The sequence below is a fragment of the Nocardia fodinahabitans genome (genome assembly GCF_052983615.1).
Genome location: NZ_JBRJJC010000001.1, coordinates 3,590,680 through 3,610,020, shown reverse-complemented (window position 1 = coordinate 3,610,020; position 19,341 = coordinate 3,590,680). Strand labels below are relative to the sequence as shown.

At 69.8% G+C, this 19,341-nt stretch carries 20 protein-coding genes; 11 read left to right on the top strand and 9 right to left on the bottom strand.

Features of this window, described 5'->3' with window-relative positions; translation table 11 throughout:
- Positions 1-45: 45 nt before the first annotated feature.
- Complete coding sequence (locus tag NV348_RS16755; protein ID WP_447147712.1) at positions 46-1,878, bottom strand: putative bifunctional diguanylate cyclase/phosphodiesterase; 1,833 nt, start codon at positions 1,876-1,878, stop codon at positions 46-48.
- Positions 1,879-1,956: 78 nt separating this feature from the next.
- Positions 1,957-3,213: a serine--tRNA ligase gene (gene serS, locus NV348_RS16750; RefSeq protein WP_447147711.1), complete on the bottom strand. Its 1,257-nt coding sequence runs from the start codon at positions 3,211-3,213 to the stop codon at positions 1,957-1,959.
- Between the two features lie 80 nt (positions 3,214-3,293).
- Here serS and NV348_RS16745 point away from each other — a divergent pair, with 80 nt between their 5' ends.
- The 6 genes from NV348_RS16745 to NV348_RS16720 all read left to right on the top strand — a co-directional run bounded on the left by NV348_RS16745 (position 3,294) and on the right by NV348_RS16720 (position 8,991).
- The gene (locus NV348_RS16745; RefSeq protein WP_447147710.1) at positions 3,294-4,991 is read left to right on the top strand and encodes an aldehyde dehydrogenase family protein; all 1,698 of its coding nucleotides are present in this window, start codon (positions 3,294-3,296) and stop codon (positions 4,989-4,991) included.
- A 142-nt stretch (positions 4,992-5,133) separates the two neighbouring features.
- The gene (locus tag NV348_RS16740; RefSeq protein ID WP_447147709.1) at positions 5,134-6,207 is read left to right on the top strand and encodes a septum formation family protein; all 1,074 of its coding nucleotides are present in this window, start codon (positions 5,134-5,136) and stop codon (positions 6,205-6,207) included.
- A gap of 14 nt (positions 6,208-6,221) precedes the next feature.
- On the top strand, positions 6,222-6,560 hold the full coding sequence (locus tag NV348_RS16735; protein WP_447147708.1) for a metallopeptidase family protein: 339 nt from the start codon (positions 6,222-6,224) through the stop codon (positions 6,558-6,560).
- A gap of 109 nt (positions 6,561-6,669) precedes the next feature.
- The gene (locus NV348_RS16730; protein ID WP_355283715.1) at positions 6,670-6,981 is read left to right on the top strand and encodes a PE family protein; all 312 of its coding nucleotides are present in this window, start codon (positions 6,670-6,672) and stop codon (positions 6,979-6,981) included.
- Positions 6,982-7,027: 46 nt separating this feature from the next.
- Complete coding sequence (locus tag NV348_RS16725; RefSeq protein WP_447147707.1) at positions 7,028-8,158, top strand: PPE family protein; 1,131 nt, start codon at positions 7,028-7,030, stop codon at positions 8,156-8,158.
- Complete coding sequence (locus NV348_RS16720; RefSeq protein WP_447147706.1) at positions 8,155-8,991, top strand: ESX secretion-associated protein EspG; 837 nt, start codon at positions 8,155-8,157, stop codon at positions 8,989-8,991. Before NV348_RS16725 ends, NV348_RS16720 begins: the two co-directional genes overlap by 4 nt.
- Here NV348_RS16720 and NV348_RS16715 read toward each other — a convergent pair whose 3' ends face one another.
- The 3 genes from NV348_RS16715 to NV348_RS16705 are packed head-to-tail and all read right to left on the bottom strand — an operon-like array spanning position 8,992 to position 11,044.
- Positions 8,992-9,660, bottom strand: coding sequence for a histidine phosphatase family protein (locus tag NV348_RS16715; protein ID WP_447147705.1), 669 nt, complete (start codon positions 9,658-9,660; stop codon positions 8,992-8,994). It abuts the gene before it with no gap.
- Entirely contained in the window at positions 9,657-10,571 is a 915-nt protein-coding gene (gene pheA, locus NV348_RS16710) for a prephenate dehydratase (protein WP_447147704.1), read from the bottom strand. Before pheA ends, NV348_RS16715 begins: the two co-directional genes overlap by 4 nt.
- A 41-nt stretch (positions 10,572-10,612) precedes the next feature.
- Positions 10,613-11,044, bottom strand: coding sequence for a hypothetical protein (locus tag NV348_RS16705; RefSeq protein WP_447147703.1), 432 nt, complete (start codon positions 11,042-11,044; stop codon positions 10,613-10,615).
- Positions 11,045-11,155: 111 nt separating this feature from the next.
- Between NV348_RS16705 and NV348_RS16700 the strand changes: the two genes are divergently transcribed.
- The 5 genes from NV348_RS16700 to NV348_RS16680 all read left to right on the top strand — a co-directional run bounded on the left by NV348_RS16700 (position 11,156) and on the right by NV348_RS16680 (position 15,497).
- Positions 11,156-11,917, top strand: a complete 762-nt coding sequence (locus NV348_RS16700; RefSeq protein WP_447147702.1) for a DUF2470 domain-containing protein — start codon at positions 11,156-11,158, stop codon at positions 11,915-11,917.
- 54 nt (positions 11,918-11,971) lie between these two features.
- Positions 11,972-12,748 (top strand): CPBP family intramembrane glutamic endopeptidase, encoded by a 777-nt coding sequence (locus NV348_RS16695; RefSeq protein WP_447147701.1) that lies wholly within the window; start codon positions 11,972-11,974, stop codon positions 12,746-12,748.
- Between the two features lie 133 nt (positions 12,749-12,881).
- On the top strand, positions 12,882-14,315 hold the full coding sequence (locus tag NV348_RS16690; protein WP_447151063.1) for an LCP family protein: 1,434 nt from the start codon (positions 12,882-12,884) through the stop codon (positions 14,313-14,315).
- A gap of 9 nt (positions 14,316-14,324) precedes the next feature.
- Positions 14,325-14,864: a ferritin gene (locus NV348_RS16685; RefSeq protein ID WP_447147700.1), complete on the top strand. Its 540-nt coding sequence runs from the start codon at positions 14,325-14,327 to the stop codon at positions 14,862-14,864.
- A gap of 84 nt (positions 14,865-14,948) precedes the next feature.
- The gene (locus NV348_RS16680; protein ID WP_447147699.1) at positions 14,949-15,497 is read left to right on the top strand and encodes a ferritin; all 549 of its coding nucleotides are present in this window, start codon (positions 14,949-14,951) and stop codon (positions 15,495-15,497) included.
- A 249-nt stretch (positions 15,498-15,746) separates the two neighbouring features.
- Here NV348_RS16680 and NV348_RS16675 read toward each other — a convergent pair whose 3' ends face one another.
- The 4 genes from NV348_RS16675 to NV348_RS16660 all read right to left on the bottom strand — a co-directional run bounded on the left by NV348_RS16675 (position 15,747) and on the right by NV348_RS16660 (position 19,009).
- Positions 15,747-16,667, bottom strand: coding sequence for a DUF5926 family protein (locus NV348_RS16675; protein ID WP_447147698.1), 921 nt, complete (start codon positions 16,665-16,667; stop codon positions 15,747-15,749).
- Positions 16,668-16,825: 158 nt separating this feature from the next.
- On the bottom strand, positions 16,826-17,593 hold the full coding sequence (locus NV348_RS16670) for a glycerophosphodiester phosphodiesterase (protein WP_447147697.1): 768 nt from the start codon (positions 17,591-17,593) through the stop codon (positions 16,826-16,828).
- Positions 17,590-18,630: a DUF4328 domain-containing protein gene (locus NV348_RS16665; protein ID WP_447147696.1), complete on the bottom strand. Its 1,041-nt coding sequence runs from the start codon at positions 18,628-18,630 to the stop codon at positions 17,590-17,592. The genes NV348_RS16670 and NV348_RS16665 overlap by 4 nt, the downstream gene beginning before the upstream one ends.
- Before the next feature lie 19 nt (positions 18,631-18,649).
- On the bottom strand, positions 18,650-19,009 hold the full coding sequence (locus tag NV348_RS16660) for a rhodanese-like domain-containing protein (protein ID WP_447147695.1): 360 nt from the start codon (positions 19,007-19,009) through the stop codon (positions 18,650-18,652).
- Positions 19,010-19,341: the final 332 nt, after the last annotated feature.

The following is a 19,341-nucleotide window of genomic DNA, read 5'->3' as shown; positions in this document are numbered from 1 at the left end:
CGCATGCGTCCATGGTTCGCCGCGCGCGGGCGGTCCGTCAAGCGATTAGCCGAGAGGGATCCAGCCGCTCGCCGAGAGCGAATCGTCGTCGTCGGTGGTGCCGGGGCGCGCCTGAGCGTCGTTGAGGTCGTTGATCAGTTCCGAGACCGGATGCGAGTCGCTGTAGTGGTAGCCCTGGGCCAGCGCGAAGCCGAGCTCGGTGAGCACCGCCGCCTGGTATTCGGTCTCCACACCCTCGGCGATGACCTGCAGATCCAGCGACTTGCTGAGCGCGGCGATCACGCCGAGCAGCGGCGGCGCCGGTGAGTCGGAGCGGATCGCGGCGACGAAGGACTGGTCGACCTTGAGGATGTCGCTGGGGATGGTGGCCAGGCGGCTCAGCGAGGAGTAGCCGGTGCCGAAATCGTCGATGGCGATGCGCACGCCACGGTCGCGCAGGGTGTGCAGGTTGGTGATCGCGGTCTGCGATTCGGCGGCCAGCTCGCTCTCGGTGACCTCGAGGACCAGCTGGTCGGCGGGCCAGCCGCTGTCGTTGAGGATGGTCGCGACCCGCTCGGCGTAATCGGGTTCGGCCAGCTCCAGGCCGGAGACGTTGACGTTCAGGGTCAGATCCAGCGAGGCGAAGCTCTCCTGCAGGCGGGCGGCGTCGGCGCAGGCGCGGCGCAGGACCAGCTCGTCCAGGTCGGAGATGAGGTCGTACTCCTCGGCCACCCGGATCAGGCCCTCGGTGGTGACCTCCGGCTGGGCGTTGGACGACCAGCGCAGCAGCGCCTCGACACCGACGGCTTGCCCGCCGTCCTCGGACAGGCTGACGATCGGCTGATAGTGCACGTCGAGCGCGCCGCGGTCGATCGCCTCGCGCAGCTCCACCGCCAGCGGCAGCTGCCGCGACGACTCGAGCACCGTACGGTTGCGGCCGGCCTGCTTGGCCCGGTACAGGCCGACATCGGCCCGGCTGATCAGCAGCGAGCCGGACTCGCCGGGCTGCCAGGAGGTGACACCGGCCGAACAGCCCATGGTCACCGCGGCGCGCAGCTTCTCGGTGAGCAGGATCGCGGACTGCTCGGTGGTGCCGGGCAGCAGCAGCGCGAAGACGTCGCCACCGAAGCGGGCCAGTACCTGATCGGGGGCGAGCAGGTCGAGCCAGGTGTCGGCGACCCGCTGCAGCACCGCGTCCCCGGCGCGGTGGCCGAGGTGATCGTTGATCTTCTGGAAGCGGTCCAGGTCGACCAGGACCAGGGCCAGGCCCTGACCGCCGCGGCCCGCCGCATCGATCGCGGGGTTGAGCTGCTTCTCGAAACCCCGGCGGTTCAGCAGACCGGTGAGCACATCGATATCGGCGTCCGAGGCCATCCTGGTCAGGATGCCGACGACGACGCCCGCGCCGAAGGTGACACCGGCCGGGATCATGCCCGACCACCAGGGCAGCCCACGGTCGGGCAGTACCCACAGGCACAGCGCCATCGCGAAGCCGATGTGCGCCGCGGCCTGCGGCCACGCGAAGAACAGCGCGGCGTCACAGGCGACGAACACGTAGAACGAGGCCAGCGTGATGCCGCCGACCAGGTTCGGGAAGGAGTGCACCGCGATCGTCACCAGGACGGTCGCGGTCGCCAGGTAGAGGTGGTGCAGGGAGTGCGGCATCCGCGGACCCCACGCCAGCAGCGTCAGGCCGAGCACCAGCGCGACCGCCGCCGCCGTACCGACCAGCAGCCGACTACCGTCGTCACCCGGTGCGATGGCAGTGATCGTCAGGCCGAGGACACCACCGAGGACGTAGAACGCCCCCGTTGTCCTGGCCATGACCTTTGCCGTCGCCAACGCCGATGCCGCCCGCACCCGGGTTCGGGTATCGCCGCGCGCCCCGATTCCTCGCACGAGCACCAGCCTAGATGTTGTTCGGTCAGGGCGTTTGCCACATCCACCAAATGGGAGTCCAGCAAACAGTGAAGCACTCTACGGTTTGAGCACTTCGGTGCCGACGAAGGGCACCAGCGCCGCGGGCACGCGCACCGAACCGTCGGCCTGCTGGTGGTTCTCCAGGATCGCCACGATCCAGCGCGTGGTCGCCAGCGTGCCGTTCAGCGTGGCAGCGACCTGCGCTTTTCCGTTCTCGTCGCGGTAGCGGACCGAGAGTCTGCGGGCCTGGAAGGTGGTGCAGTTCGAGGTGGAGGTGAGCTCGCGGTAGGTCTGCTGGGTGGGCACCCAGGCCTCGCAGTCGAACTTGCGCGCGGCCGAGCTGCCCAGGTCGCCCGCGGCCACATCGATGACCCGGTAGGGCACATCGATCGCGGCCAGCATCTCGCGCTCCCACGCGAGCAGCCGCTGATGCTCGGCATCGGCCTGCTCGGGGGTGGTGTAGACGAACATCTCCACCTTGTCGAACTGGTGTACGCGGATGATGCCGCGGGTGTCCTTGCCGTAACTACCGGCCTCGCGGCGGAAACACGACGACCAGCCCGCGTAGCGCTTCGGGCCCGCGCTCAGGTCGAGGATCTCCTCGGCGTGGTAGCCCGCCAGCGGCACCTCCGAGGTGCCGACGAGGTACAGATCGTCGTCGGCCAGGTGGTAGACCTCCGCCGAGTGCTGACCGAGGAAGCCGGTACCGGCCATGATCTCCGGGCGCACCAGCACCGGCGGGATCATCATGGTGAAGCCGTTGGCGACGGCCTTCTGCGCGGCCAGCTGCAGCAGACCCAGCTGCAGCAGCGCGCCCGCGCCGGTGAGGAAGTAGAACCGCGAGCCCGACACCTTGGCGCCGCGCTCCATATCGATCAAGCCGAGCGACTCGCCGAGCTCGAGGTGATCCTTCGGCTCGAAGTCGAACTCCGGTGGGGTGCCGACCGTTTCGAGGACGATGTAGTCGTCCTCGCCGCCCGCGGGCGCGCCGTCCTGCACCACGTTGGAGATGGCGCGGTGCGCGGCGTCGAGGTCGGCGTCGGCCGCGTTCTGGGCGACCTCGGCTTCCTTGACCTTGGCGGACATGTCGGTCGCGGCGGCCAGCAGCGCCGGGCGCTCGTCCTTGCTCGCCTTGCCGATGACCTTGCCCATCGCCTTGTGCTCGGCCCGCAGCGTGTCGGCGGTGGCCACGGCGGCCCGGCGCGCGGCGTCGGCTTCGAGCAGGGTGTCGACGAGTGCGGGGTCCTCACCGCGGGCCCGCTGCGAGGCTCGGACGGCTTCCGGGTTCTCGCGCAGGAATCGGAGGTCGATCATGAGAAAACAGCCTAGTAGTTTACGCAACTCTTAATCCCACGGCCTATGCCTTCCGGGCCGAACAGGAGCATAGTTGCGGTGTGAGTACTACTTTCGACACCGCCGTCATCGACAACGCGCTCGCTGATCTCACACAGGGAGAAAAGACCTGGGCCGCGACCGACCTGCGCCGTCGCCGCGAGCTGCTCGAGGAACTCCATACGCTCACCGCCGCCAACGCCGAGGCGTGGGTCGCGGCGGCCCGCACCATCAAACAGCTCGCCGCCGACAGCCCGCTCGTCGGTGAGGAGTGGATGTCGGGACCGATGACGATGCTGGCGGGCGCGCAGGCGCTGGCCGAGTCGGTCGGCGCGCTCGAGCGTGGCGCGAGCCCGCTCGACGGTGTCGACCTGGGCACCGCCCCCGGCGGGCGGGTCTCGGTGCCCGCGCTGCCGCACGGCGTCTACGACAAGTTGCTGCTCAGCGGCTTCAGCGCCGACGTCTGGCTGCGCCCCGGCGTCGACGCGGCCACCGCGCGGCGCAAGGCCGGGCTGGCCCAGCTCGAACCGGCCGCGACCGGCGGCGTCGGCGCGGTGCTCGGCGCGGGCAACATCATGTCGATCGCGCCGCTGGACACCCTCTACGAGCTCTACGCCAACAATCGGGTCGTCGCGCTCAAGCTCAACCCGATCACCGATCCGCTGCTGCCGGTGTTCCAGGCGATCTTCGCGCCGTTCATCGAGCTCGGCGTGGTCCGCATCCTCACCGGCGGCGCGCCCGAGGGCGGCTACCTGGTGACCCATCCGCAGGTCGCGCACGTGCACATGACCGGCGGGGCGCCCACCCACGACGCGATCGTGTGGGGGCCGGGCGAGGCCGGCGCCGAGCGCAAGAAGACCGGCGAGCCCGCGCTGGACAAGCCGATTACCAGCGAACTCGGCGGGGTCGCGCCGTGCATCGTGGTGCCGGGCGACTGGTCGGCCGCCGACCTGAAGTTCCAGGCCGAGCATGTGGCGACCCAACGGCTGCACAACGGCGGCTACAACTGCGTCGCCGCCCAGACCGTGGTGCTCAGCGCGGACTGGCCGCTCAAGGAGGCGTTCCTCACCGAACTGCGCACGGCGATCGACAGCGCGCCCGCGCGGCCCGCCTACTACCCGGGCAGCGACGGCCGGGTGGCGGGCGCTGTGTCGGCGTACCCGGGCTCGGAGCGGGCCAACGGCCGCGTGCTGGTCGAGCACTTGCCGACCAGTGACACCCCGCTGCTGCGCACCGAGTACTTCTCCCCCGTCCTCGGGGTGGTCGAGCTGACCGGTACCGGTAACGAATTCCTCCGCAACGCGGTCGATTTCGCCAACGACGAACTGATGGGCACGCTCGGCGCCAACATCATCGCGCACCCGGCGACGATCAAGGAGCTCGGCGGCGCGCTGGACACCGCGATCGAGGACCTGCGCTACGGCACCGTCGCGCTCAACGCCTGGACCGGCCTGGCCTTCCTGACCCCGCGCGCGAGCTGGGGCGCCTTCCCCGGCCACACCCTCGACGACATCCAGAGCGGCATCGGCGTCGTACACAACGCCTTCCTGCTCGACGATGTGGAGCGCACCGTGGTCCGCGGCCCGTTCCGGCCCGCGCCGCGCGCGCTGCTGCACGGCGAATTCACCCTGAGCCCGAAGCCGCCGTGGTTCGTCAGCAACAAGACCGGCACCGGCACGGGTCACAAGCTCACCGATTTCTACGGCGACGGCAAGAAGACCCGCCTGCCCGGCATCTTCGCCTCCGCCCTGCGCGGCTGACCGAACCCGGGCCGTTCGCGGCCGTCCCGCCGGTCAGGTGCCGTTGCATAGGCGACGAAGGAGCAAGCAACGGTGCCTGACCGGCGGGACGCACGGGGCCGCGAACTACGCGGCGCCCGCGCCGCCCATAACATGGACCGCGATGTCTGATGAGCAGAGGGAACCAGCCGAGGGATCCGCGTCGCGTGGCCGCGTCCCCAGTTCGCTGCATCTGTCGGCGACGAAACTGCGGTGGGGGCTGTTGATCGCCGCCCTCGGCGCGGTGATCGCGGCGATGGTCACCATGCTGGTCACCGGCTTCGAGAACGACAAGGGACTGGAGGCGCACCAGCCCGGCTCCGAGCCCGTGGTCAGGGACAAGGAGTTCAGCAGCGCGAACGAGGGCGACTGCCTGAGCTGGACCAAGTCCGACCGCAGCGACCTGGTGAAGGTGAACTGCGAGGACAAGCACCTGTTCGAGGTGGCCGGGGTGATCGACCTCGCCGCCTACCCCGGCCGGGAGTTCGCCGGCGGCACCCGGCACCCCGATTCGCTGCGGATGACCGAGCTCAGGGACGAGCACTGCGTCCCCGCGGTGCAGCAGTACCTGGGCGGACGCTTCGATCCGCGCGGCCGGTACATGGTCAACGTGATGTCGCCGAGCCCGGCGGGCTGGCAGCACGGCGACCGCACCCTGCGCTGTGGCCTGCAGGTCGCCGCGACCTCGGCCAGCCCGGCCGCGACCGGCGCCGTCGCGAGTCAGGACCAGTCGAAGGTGCACACCACCGGCACCTGCCTCGGCATCAACCAGAACCTGCCGACCGATCCGGTCGACTGCGCCCAGCCGCACTCGGTCGAGATCGTCGGCACCGTCGACCTGGCGGCCAACTTCACCGGCGGCCCGCCCTCGGAAGCCGATCAGGACAAATACGTCGAGTCCGAATGCAGTCGGCTCTCCACCGACTATCTGGGCAGCCCCGACGCCATCCGGAACAAGACGCTCACGCTGTTCTTCGACTATCTGGAACCGACCAGTTGGCTCGCGGGCAGTCACAAACTGGATTGCTGGCTCGGAAAGGGCGCCGACCGTGAGGGATTCGCGCCGATCGTCGGCTCGGCCCGCGGGGAGATCCTGATCGACGGTCAAGCCCCGGTGCCGCCGCCGAACACCGGCCGTTCCACACCCGCCCCGCTGCCCGGCGCGGCGCCGCTGCCCCCGCAGCCGCAACCGCGGTGACCGTGTCGGAACGGATGTCGCCGGAGCGGTTCGAGGAGCTGGTCGGCGACGCGCTCGACCTGATCCCGCCCGAGCTGGCCGGGGCGATCGACAACGTGGTGGTGCTGGTCGAGGCCAGAAACGACGAGGAACCCTCGCTGCTCGGGCTCTATCACGGCATCGCGCTCACCGAGCGCGACAGCTACTACGCGGGTTCGCTGCCGGATACCGTCACCATCTATCGAGAGGCTATTCTCGACATCTGCACTACCGCCGACGAGGTGGTCGAGGAAGTAGCGATCACCGTGATCCATGAAATAGCACACTATTTCGGGATTGACGACGACCGGTTGCATGAGCTGGGATGGGGCTAGCGAAAAAGGGTGGGGAATCGATGGAACCGAACGACCCGCTCTCGCGTCCTATCACTCGTAGGGGGAATTCTCGTGGTTCCCGATAGTCGCCACCAGAAGGAGTCGGGTCATGGTCGGACACGTTCTCGTCACGCCTGAAATCGTCCTCGCCGCTGCCGCCGAGCTGGATCTGCTCGCCGAGCGCCTCGCCGTGGCCGCCGGCCTCGCCGGGCCAACCACCCATGTGCTCCCGTCCGGCGCCGAAGAGGTGTCGCTGCTCGCGGCCTCGCACTTCAACCGCGCCGCCGCCACGCACGACAGCTCCGTCGCCCAGGGCATCCTCGAGCTGCACCACGCGGCCGCGACCCTGCGCTCGCAGCTGGTCACCAACATCGGCGAGGACATCGCCCAGGGCGCGGCGATCACCGCGATCCAGGTCTAGTCGTACCCGATCCGTCGACGATCATTCATTCAGGGGAGAAACAAGCATGACCGCAGGGATCACCGGGGTCTTCTGGCTGCCGCGCATGGCAGAAGTCAACTCGACCACGCTCAACGCGGGCGCACACGCCGTTCCGATCTCGGCCGCCGCCACCTCGTGGGGCACGCTGGCCGCGGCGTGGGGTGACGCCGCCTTCACCGTCACCCGCGTGATCGCCGAGGTCGGCGTCGGCCTGCAGGGCGTCAACGGCCTCGCCGTGCTCGCCAAGCTCGCGCCGTTCGGCGCCTGGGCGGGTCAGCAGGGCATCATGGCCGCGGCCATGGGAGTCAAGGCCACCGCCAACGCCACCGCCTACACCGTGGCCTCGCTCGCGATGCCGAGCCTGCCCGAGATCGCCGCGACCAACACCGCGGTCGCCGCCTCGGCCAACCCGCCCGGCGTCGTGTCCGGCGCGTTCGAGGCGGCCGAGGTCGCCCGCACCGCCATGGATATCCGCGCCGCGCTGGTGATGGAGACCTACGAGGCCGCCACCACGGCCACCGTCACCACGCCCGGTGAGTTCTCCATGCCGCCGACGATCGCCAGTGGCGCGGGCACCGCGGCCGAGGGCGACTTCGGTGGCGACCCGCTGACCACCGCGGTCGCCGCGGCGCAGGCCTTCGTCACCAACCCGGGCGTCGTCAGCGCCGCCACCCAGGCGGCCAATGTCGCCGGTGGCGTCGTCACCAGCGGCGTCAGCACGGTCGGCAACATCGGCGCCTCGGCGATCTCGGCCGCCACCGCGTCGACCGTGCCCGCGACGACCATGGCGGCGCCCGCCATGGCGAGCCTCGGCGCCGTCGGCGCGGCGGCCGGTGTGGCCACCACGTCGGCCGGTCTGGGCAACGTCTCGCTCAGCAACGGTCAGCTGAAGCTGCCCGAGGGCTGGGGCGCACCGGCGGCCAACGCGCCCGCCGCCGCCCCGGCGGTCACCGAGTCGGTCGTGGCCCGTGCGGAGGGCGCGCCGGTGCGCAACGCGAACACCGGCGGCAACCCGCTGATGGGCAACCGCGCCAACGGTGAGGACGACGACGAGCACAACGGCGTCGACTACGGCCGTTCGGACGAGGCGTTCACCGACGGCCGGTACACGGCCGAAGGTGTGATCGGCGGCGACCTCGCCGGATCGGCCAAGTGACGGTGCTCGGGGGGAGTAGCGGGGGTTCGTTGCTGGACGCCGTCGTGCTATCGCTCGACGACATGCAGTTCCTCCTGGAGAAGCTGCAGTTCGACGAGATGCCCGTGGTGCTCGACGCCATGGGCCGATACGACAACGTCTCGACGCACGACGCCGCCATGAAGGCGGCCGAAGCCGCTCTCGCCGAGCGTGAACTGCTGTTCGGTGACGTGGTCCAGACCGAGCTGGCGGAGCGCCTGCGGGTGCTCTACCGGCCGCAGTGGATCATCGCGCTGCGCTGGGTGGTCCAGGGCCACGTCAACCGGTTCTGCCTGGCGCAGGGCGACGACCGCGCGGTCGTCGCCCTGCGCGGGCCGGAGTCCTACGTCATCGACGACGCGGGCCTCGACCTGCCGGGCGCGGTGCTGCACGCGCTCGGCCGGTCCGAAGCGCTCGAGCTGTACGGAATGAACGCGCCCACCGAGGAACTCGCACCGATCTTCGGCGACACCGGTGACGTTGCGACCACCACGGAGCGGCTGAGCAAGATCGGCAAGCCCGCCACCGACGCTCAGACCCTGGCCTCGGCGCTGGTGGAAATCCATTCCTACGCCGAGATCGTCGGCGTCGCCTACGGTGACGGCACCCGCGACATCCAGGACAACCACATCGCCGTGTTCAACACGCGCGCGGGCAGATTCATCATCACCGCCAGCGTGGCCGACGACGGCGTGAAGTGGTCGTCCATCGCGACCGGCACCAACGCGCGCCTACGCACGGCGGTGGCCGATCTCATCGAGTCGCTGCCGATCCGCACCGAGTTCCCGAGCGCAAAGGCCGACAACCCGGCCTGATCAGCCCATCGGGTCGTCGGCCGACGGCGCGGCCTCGAGCGCGAACGGCGGCGTGAACCTGCCCCAGCGCAGGCACTCCCAGCCGCCGTTCGCGGTGGGCAGCAGTTCGATGGTCTCGGTGTTGTCGAGGTGGTTGTTCGTCGTGAACGGCGGCGCCACCCCGGCCAGGGTCATCGCGACCAGGCGCATGGCGGCGCCGTGGTTCACCACGATCACATCGCTGTCGGCGTCCTCGGTCAGGAATTCCTCGCGGAGTCCGGCGAGGATCGGCACGATCCGGTCGATCACCTCGCGGCCGGACTCACCGCCGGGCGCCCTGGTATCGAGTTCGCCGCGGTGCCAGCCTCGGTAGATCTCCTGGAAGAACTCGTGCGCCGCCTGATCCGAGCGGCCGTGCAACTCGCCGACCTGCACCTCGTACAGCCCGTCGAGGATGTGCGCGGGCGCACCGGTGGCCGCCTCGATGTAGCTCGCCGTCTGCCTGGCTCGCAGCGCCTCCGACGACACCAGCACCTGCGGCGCCCGCACCAGGCCGGCACCGAAGGCTTTCGCCTGTGCCACACCACGTTCGGTGAGCGGGAGACCGGGCACCTGGGTATCCAGGATCTTCGCGACGTTGCCCTCGGTCTCGCCGTGCCGCACCAACACCAGCTTCGCGCGTGTACTCATAGGTCAGCGACCCCCTTTCGCAATTGCGTCAACCATTCTGCGGCAGGTTCGTCCGACGGGGGCGGTGTTCCGACTGCCGCGTACGCGGGCCACGAGCCGAGATAGCGGACCCGCGCCGTGCGATGCAATGCCTTCAATGTCTCCGCGACCGCCGGATCGTCGATATGGCCGACGCAGTCCAGGTAGAAGCGGTAGGTGCCCATCGCGGTCCGCGTCGGCCGCGATTCGATTCTGGTCAGATCGACACCGCGGGTGGCGAATTCGGCGAACGCGCGCATCAGCGAGCCGGGCTCGTTCGGGAGTTCGAGCACGATCGACGTGCGATCGGCGCCGGTGGCGTGCGGGGCGACTCCGGGCTTGGTCACCAGCACGAAGCGGGTGATCGCCTGCTCGTGGTCGGCGACCCCGGCGGCCAGCGTGGCCAGGCCGAGCCGCTCCCCCGCCAGCGCCGTCGACACCGCGGCGTCGGCGATGCCTGCCGCGACGTCCTCGGCGGCCGCCGCGTTGGAGGCCGAGGTGAACGGCTGCGCCTCGGGCATGTTCCGCGCCACCCACTGCCTGACCTGGGCGCCCGCCACCGGGTAGGCCGCCAGCGTGCGCACCTGCGCGAGCGTGGTGCCGGGCCGCGCGAGGATCGTGAAACTCACCTCGAGCTCGGTCTCGGCGACGATCTGCAACCGCGGTCCGAGGGCGAGGGAATCCAGCGTCGCCGGGATCGACCCTTCGACGGAACTCTCGATCGGCACGACCGCGCCGTCGACGTCACCGGACCGGATCAGATCGAGCGCCGCGCCCTGACTCGGCGCGGCGACTCGCTCGACCGGGCTGTCGAAAGCCCCCGAGTTCTCGAACTTCGCCAGAGCCATCTCGGTGAACGTCCCGGACGGCCCGAAATACGCAATACGCGGCACACAGAAAGATTAGCTGGATCGTTGTCCGAAGTCGGCCCGGCTCAGGAATCCAGCACCAGGAGAGCGTCCCGGATCGCCTGCTCATCGTCGGTTTCGATGGCCAGCAGAACAGTGCGGGTGGCTTCGACGGCCGGCGGCTTGAGCGCGGTCAGGAAATCGAGGTCGGGCGTGGTGAGGGCGGTCGGGATGTCCTCGCCGCAGAGGGCGGCGACCGTGCCCGCGACGATGGCGACGGCGCGAGGCGCGCTGGCGGTGCGCGCGACGAAACCGTGGTCGGCGTGCGCGATCCGGACCAGGAAGGCGGCCAGTTCGGCGTCGGGAATGTCGATGTCGACGATCTCGGCGGTGGCCGGCGCGCTGCCCAGTGGGCGGACCAGGCCGGCCACCAGACTGCGGCGGGCGGGGGTCGAGAGCGTGACCAGCACGGGTTCGGCGGGGGTGGGGTGGTCGGCGCCGTGGTCGTCGTGCGTCATCAGACCACCGTAGAGGCGATTCGTTCGACGATTCGCTGGGGTGTCCTCTTGCGCGAAGCCGCCCAGTAACTTAGCTTAGGTTTACCTAATCATCAGTTCGCGGAGGTTGTCATGTCGAGCCCCACCACGATCCTCGCGCCGACGACCGCCGAGCGCGTGCGCAGTGCGTGCGCCCACGCGGAGTCGGCGATGCTCGCGCTCCCCGGCATTGATCCGGTGCCGACCACGCTGCACCACCTGCGCCGCTGTGGCGACGCGGTGATCGCGGTGCCCGCCGACTCGATCGCGGCGGCGCTGGCCGCGACCGCGAACGAGACCTCGGCGGTGCTCGAGCTCACCGACCACGCGCCGCTGCCGCTGCGCGAACCGGTCCGGGCGCTGGTGTGGCTGCGCGGGTGGGTGCGGCAGGTACCGATGCAGGCCCAGCGCACGCTCGCGGTCGAGATCGCCAAGGACTACCCGCATCCGGGGCTGCTCGATGTCGGTCACGGGGTCACCCTGCTGCGGGTCGTGGTGAATTCGGCGGTGCTGGCCGACACCTCGGGCGCGGAATCGGTCGACCACGCCGACCTGCGCGCGGCCACGGCCGACCCGTTCTGCGAACTGGAGAGCGCCTGGCTCCAGCACATGGCCGAGGACCACGCCGACATCGTCGCCCAGCTCGCCCGCCACCTGCCGACCCGGCTGCGCGGCGGCCTGGTGCATCCGCTGGCCATCGACCGCTACGGCCTGACCCTGCGGGTGGAGAGCAACGAGGGCGACCACGACGTGCGCCTGCCCTTCGCCACGCCCGCCGACGACATCGACGCGCTGAGCAAGGCCGTCCGCATCCTGGCGGGCTGCCCGTTTCTGAACGGCCTGCGCCGCATCTGAATCCGGTCACGGCGCGGCGCACCGCGGCCACCCGGGCTGCCTACACTGCGCGACATGCGCGTCGATCCTCCTGACACCTCGCTCAGCGAGCGGGAACGGTTCGGTCTCCGAGTCGAGATCACCATCGTCCTGCTCGTCACCTTCGGGCTGAGCGGGATCAGCGCGGGGCTGGCCCTGCTGGACTCGGCGCTGGCACCCGGCGGGGTCGGCGGGCGCACGGTGGCGCTGAACGCCTCGCGCTCGGACAACTCGATTCTCGATCTGCTGTTCCAGCTCGTCGGCGTCACCCGGCTGCTCGCCTGGGCGGCGCTGGGCCTGTACCTGTTGTGGCGCAGCGGGATCGGGCCGCGACTGATCGGGCTGGCCAGAATCGGGCGAGCCGATGTGGGTCACGGCCTGATCCTGGCCGCGGTGATCGGCCTGCCCGGCCTCGGGCTGTATCTGATCGCGCACGCGCTCGGGGTGAGCGTCACCATCGTGCCCAGCTCGCTGACCGAGCACTGGTGGCGGCTGCCGGTGCTGATCCTGTCGGCCTGCGCGAACGCGGTCGCCGAGGAAGTGCTCGTGGTGGCCTATCTGATCACCCGGCTGCGCAAGCTCGGCTGGTCGGAGAACCGGTCGCTGGCCGCCTCGGCGCTGCTGCGCGGCAGCTATCACCTGTACCAGGGGCTCGGCGGCGGGCTCGGCAACATCGTGATGGGCGTGATCTTCGGCCGGTACTGGCAGCGCACGAATCGGCTGTGGCCGCTGATCCTGGCGCACGCGACCATCGATGCGGTCGCCTACCTGGGCTACACCGTGCTGCGCGGCCGGGTCGGCTGGCTGCCGTGAGCGGCGTGTCACGGCGAGTCTCACCACATCACCGCGTTTCGCGCTAACGCGGGCACCCGAGCGGGGTATCCAGTAGAGACCGAGCGCGCACACACCGACCCGCGCCCCCGACGATCAGTAGAGTTCGACAGTGATGAACGGCGACGATCCCCGCGATGACCCGCGTAGGCGCCGGGTGCCGCCGCCTGCAGGCCGCCCCGGTGGACCTGCCGCGGCGCCGCCCGCCGGTCGCGGCAATCCGCCGCGCCGCCCGCTGCCCCCCGGTGACGATCCGACGATCCGGCGCGGAAACCCGCAGGCCGGACGCATGCCCGCGCCCGACGAAGGTCCGACGGTGCGCTACAACCCGGCACCGCGGCGCGAGCGGCCCGCCTCGCATATCGAGCCGACCCAGGTCATGCACCGCGACGGCCGCGGCGACCAGCCGCTGGCCTATTCGCAGATGCCGCACGAGCAGGTGAACCCGCGCCGGCACGCGTCGGCGCAACGCCCGATGCCGCATCGCGAGCAGGTCAGGCACGCGCCGACACAGCGTCCGGTCCCCCACCACGACGCCGTCCCGCCCCGGCGGCGCACCCCGCCGCCCGCCGACGCGGGCGGGCACGTCCCGCCGCCGCGACGACGGCGCAAGCGTCATCCCTTCCGGTGGTTCACGGTGCTCGTCGTGCTGCTGATCGCGGGCCTGATCGCCGCGGTGATCCACCTGGACAACTCGCTGACCCGTATCCCCGCGCTCACCTCCTACAGCGACCGGATCGGCGATACACCCGGCACGAACTGGCTGCTGGTCGGTTCCGACGGCCGCGGTGACCTGTCGACCGAGCAGGAGCAGGAGCTGGCGACCGGCGGTGACACCGGCCCGGAACGCACCGACACGATCATGCTGGTGCACATCCCGTCGTCCGGGCCGACCACGATGGTCAGCCTCCCGCGCGACTCCTACGTCAGCATTCCCGGCCACGGCAAAGACAAGCTCAACGCCTCGTTCGCGTTCGGCGGCGCGCCGCTGCTGGTGCAGACGGTCGAAGAGGCCACCGGCGTACGAATCGACCACTATGCCCAGATCGGCTTCGGCGGCTTCGCCGGCGTGGTCGACGCGCTCGGCGGCATCGAGATCTGCTTGGACGAACCGATCGTCGACCCGCTGGCCGGGCTCGACCTGCCCGCGGGCTGCCAGGAACTGAGCGGCCCCGAGGCGCTGGGCTTCGTGCGCACCAGGGCGACCCCGCGCGCGGACGTCGACCGGATGAACCACCAGCGGATGTTCATGTCGGCGCTGCTGAAGAAGGCGACCAGCATGGGCACCCTGGCCAATCCGTTCGCACTGTGGCCGATGGCCACCGGCGTGGCCGGATCGCTGAAAGTCGATGACGGCGACCATATCTGGAATCTGGCCGCACTGGGCTGGGCGATGCGCGGCGACACCGTCACCACCAGCGTGCCGATCGGCGGATTCGACGACACCGACGTCGGCAACGTGCTGCTGTGGGACAAGTCGAAAGCGAGCGGTTTCTTCGACGCCCTGGCCAAGGATCAACAGATTCCCGAGGACCTGCTGACGCGGTAACGTCGTTGTATGGCCGAGGACCGATCGTTCAACGAGCTGTTGCGGGACCAGATCCGGCACGGGCTGACCGCCGCGCAGCAGTATCTGGCCGCCGCCGTGTACTTCGACGCACACCGACTACCGCAGCTGGCCGCGCAGACCTACGCCCGCTCGGCTGAGAACCGGGGCCACGCGATGCGGATGGTCCAGTATCTGCTCGACCGCGATGTCGCGGTGACGATCGGCGGACTCGACGAGCTGCGCTCGGAGTTCGATTCGCCGCGCGCCGCGATCGCCTTCCTGCTCGACCGGGAACGGACCGCCACCGCGCAGATCAGCACGCTGGCCGGGGCGGCGCGCGACGCCGAGGATTTCCTCGGCGAACGATTCGTGCAGTGGTTCCTGAAAGAGCAGGTCGCCGATGTGGCCGAGATGAGCACACTGCTCACCGTGCTGGACCGGCAGGACAATCTGTTCGACGTCGAGGAATTCATCCGGCGTGAGCTGAACGGCGCTGTCCCGGTGGACAACACGGCACCGAAAATGGCGGGCGCAGGGCAGCGCCAGTAAGGGAATACTTGGTTAGGAAATACTTCCCTCAATAAGGTTGCACTGGGATGACAACCCCTTTTGACCAGGTCTAATGTTGCGGCCATGTCGATTCATCCGGAACCCCCGCGCAGCAAATTCCACAGTCTGCTCCAAGATCAGATCCGGCATGAGTTCAACGCCGAGCATCAGTACATCGCCATTGCGGTGTGGTTCGACAACAACGACCTCCCGCAGCTGGCCAAGCGGTTCTACGCCCAGTCCGTCGAAGAACGTAACCACGCGATGATGATCGTGCAGTATTTCGTCGACCGGGACATCAGCGTGGAGATCGCGGGCATCGACGCCGCGAAGTCGAATTTCGAGACCGCCCGCGAGCCGATCGAACTGGCGCTGGCCCAGGAGAAGACGGTCACCGACCAGATCATCCGGCTGGCCAGCACGGCCCGCGAAGAGGGCGATTACCTCGGTGAGCAGTTCATGCAGTGGTTCCTGAAGGAACAGGTCGAAGAAGTCGCGCACATGACGACGCTGCTCAATATCGCCGATCGCGCCGGGTCGAACCTGTTCGATCTGGAGGCGTTCATGTGGCGCGAGCTCAGCACTCCGAAGGACACGTCGGGCGCACCGTCGGTCGCCGGCGGCGGCGTCTGAGATAGCCACCCGGATTCGGCTCGCGAACGCGAGCCGAATCCGATGTGCGCTTCACCAGCCGGAGCCGGAACCGCCCGAGCCGGTATTGGCCAGAATGGTGCCGATCACCATCTGCGCGAGACCGGCGACAGAACCGAGAAACTCCATTGTTACCTCTTTTCCACTGCGCCGATTGGCCGGCGTAGGCGTGAACCTAGCCGACCCGGCAAGTGAAAGAGGCTTATTTCATTTAGTTCAGCGTGGAAGAGTTCAGCGCAGGGTGACCTGACGCGAACGCAGCCCGTCGCGCGAACGACGCTCCTCGCTCGACATCGGGGCATCCGAGGCCAGCGCCTCGGCCAGCCGCGCACCGAATTCCCGTGCGGGCGTTTCCCATTCGGTCGGGTGCCGCTCGGGATCGAGATCGAACACCGGCACCAGCAGACCGTGCGTGCGGAACGAGCCGGCGAAGCGCGAGCCCTCGCCCATATGCAGCCCACCGCCGGCGTGCACGCGCGCCAGCGCCAGCATCAGCTTGTCCTCGTCCTCGGGACGCACCCAGCGCACGTGCGCCTTCTCGCCCGCGTCGACCCACCAGGCCGCGCCGACGCCGTCGGCACCCAGATCCAGCCGGGCCGAGGGCATGATCGCCTGCTTGGCCTGCTCGATCGTGGCCGCCACCTGCGGATCGGGGGTCACGCCCTCGGGCACCCACCAGTCGAAGTCCTGGTGCACGGTGAGCTCGAGGTCGGCGCCCGGATCGATCACGTCGGCCAGGCGCGGACCGCCCTCGACCGAATCGGCCGAGTTCAGCGACTCGCCCGGCTCGGCGGACTGGGTCCACAGGATCGCCGCGGCGATATCGGCGTTCGGGTCGGTGCCTTGGAACTGCATCTGCGTGCCGACGAAGCCGACCGGCTCGTCACCGGCGCGCACCAGCGCGGCCACCGCACCGGGCAGCACGGTCGCCAGCGTCACCTCGCGCTGCGCCGCGACACCGGGCGCCAGCTTCAAGGTCGCGGTCGCCGACGGCACGAACTCCCGCAGCGCCACCAGATCACATTCGGCAGCAAGCCCCTCGAACGGCCGCGTCACGGCCGCAGATGCCTGCTCCTGCGCCGCACGCCGCTCGGCGAGACGCTGAGCCCGATTACTGTCGGGCTTCGGACTGTTCCGCTTGCTTTTACCCACGCACGGAGTTTATGGCCGGGCGGCGCTGTCGCCGACCGCGGCCCACGGTTCTCGGCCGCCCTCGATTCCGGACTGACCGGAGGGTGCGACGAAGGAGTGCCCGCGGGGAGGGAAGAATCGAGGTCACAGGCCGCGAACACGCGGCGCCGGCCGCCGATTCACACGCCGGCCAGCAACGCCTTCGTGCGGCCCGGGTGGTTGGTGGCGACCCAGCTGACGCCCAGGTCGGCGCACAGTTTCACGTCGTCGGGATCGTCGGCGGTCCAGCAGTAGGTGGCCCGGCCCGCCGCGGCGGCCTTGTCGACGAGTTCGGGGTGTTCGCGCAGCGTCTTCACCGACGGACCGACCGCGGTGGCGCCGACGGTGGTCGCCGCGCCACCGCCGAGGAAGCGCGAGGACTCACCGAGCAGCACGGTCGGCAGCAGCGGCGCGGCGCGGCGGATCCGCCAGACCGCGGTCGCGGCGAACGACATCACCACGGCGCGGGAGTGATCAGCCGAGGCGGGTGTCGCGATGCCGAAGCGCTGCAGTTCGGCGAGCACCTTGTTCTCCACCAGGGCGCCGTAGCGCACGGGATGCTTGGTCTCGATGAACAGCTTGGTCGGCCTGCTGCGCCAGTCGAGCACCAGGCCGATCAGATCGCTGAGGGCGAGCACGCCGGACGGGGCTTCCTCGGTGCCGAAGTTCATGTCGCGCAGCTCGTCCAGGGTCAGTTCGCTGACCAGGCCGGTGGCGTCGGCGGTGCGGTCGACGGTGCGGTCGTGCACGCAGACCAGGTGACCGTCGCGGGTCAGCCGGACGTCGCACTCGACGCCGTCGGCGCCCTCTTCGAGGGCTAGCTCGTAAGCGGCGAGAGTGTGCTCGGGGCGCGCCGCGGACGCACCACGGTGCGCGACGACGAACGGCGCCCGATTGCCCTGGCTCACTTGGCCACAACCTCCTCCTGCATATTCTCGCCTGTTTCGACGGAATCCGCGCGTTCACTGTCATCCTGCCCGCTCGCGGGCGCACCGGGGCGCACCGGGGCGATGACGACCTCGGCGGGATCGGCCGCCATCACCCAGCGGTGCGCCGAGCGCGGCTCGCCCCGCAGATCACGACCCTCGAGCAGCCGCACGGTCCACAGCGTGAGCACCGCGAAACCGGCCGCGCACAGATCGCTGAACGCGGTGAACGAGACGCCGTCGGCCTCGGCCTGCAGCGTCGACGCGTCGCGCCAGAGGGTGGCGCCGACGAGGATCAGACCGCTGACCACCCAGGCCGCCCACCAGATCCGCACGGCCCGTTGAGCGCGGGGATCGGGTGCGGGCCCGAGCAGTTCGGTGAGGAAAACGCCCGGCCAGATCAGGTTCACACCGGGCACCAGGCAGCCGAGCACCAGCGCCCAGCGGCGGCGCGGATCGCGCCTGCCCTGTGCGGCGAAGGCGGCCTTGCGGGCCTCGATCAGCCAGCCGACCAGCGCGAGCGCGGTGGCGAGCGCGCACAGCGGCGCGATGACGCCGAACACCCACACCGACATGTCGGAGATCCACAGCAGCCAGTTGGGAATGAGCTTGGTGCGGTTGCGCAACAGGATGAGGTAACGGCCGTACTCGGCGCAGGCGGCGACCAGGAAGGCCAGCGCCGTCACCACGAGCAGGACATCGCGCGAGGCCGCCAGGCCCCACAGCGGCCGCGCGGCCGCGCGGGCGGGCGCGGGCGGCGGATCGAGCAGGCCCCAGCGCGGGATCTCGGTGTAGTGCGGGGTCGGGCCGAGCGGCGCCCGCTCGGTCGAAGTCGCGGCCTTGCGCGCGCGATGGTCGGGCCTGCGGGCGATCCAGCGGTAGTTGCGCTGGGCGGCGGGCGCGTCGACCTTGCCCGGCGACAGCAGCACGCCACGGCACCGCGGGCACCAGTGCATCGGCGCGCCCTGCACGGCCCATCGCGCGCCACAGCGCGCACATGGTTGCACCACCGAACTCACCCGCGCACCCCGTTCCGGACTAGTAGATCTTGGCTTCGTGCTCGCCGTCGGCGACCACCGGACGGCCGGTCTGCTGCCAGGCCACCATGCCACCCGCGACGTTCACCACCTCGTACCCGATATGGGCCAGGTACTTGACGACCTCGATCGAGCGCCCGCCCTGCCTGCAGATCACGTACACCTCGGCGTCGATGTCGATCTCGTCGATCCGGACGGGTACGTCGACCATCGGGATGTGGATCGCGCCGGGCGCGTGCCCGAGCTCCCACTCGTCGGGTTCGCGCACGTCGAGCAGCTGGGCGCCGGCGGCCGGTTCGGCGTGGTCGAACGCGGCGGGTACCGCACCCACCGGCACCGTGGGCACATCGGAGCTCGTCACGCCTCGATCCTGCCATGCCGGAAGCGGCACCGGGCGGGGCAATGCGGGGTCTGGGGATGGATCCCGGTTATCCACAGAATCCACAACTTGATCCACAGGTCTCAGCTATCGGTCAGCACACAATCGTGAGGCGGGGGCTATCAACCGAGGTGGGATGGGCGGAGTCAGCGGCGGAACGACCGATCCGGGACTCCCCTCCATGTCATCCCGGAGCGGCCGTTCGCCGCTGACGTCGGGATTCCGACCTCCCATCGGTCCCGACATCTACTTGGACGCGAGCCGGGCCGATTCGGTTCCATAAAAACGACATCCTTAGAGAAAATCCTAAATCC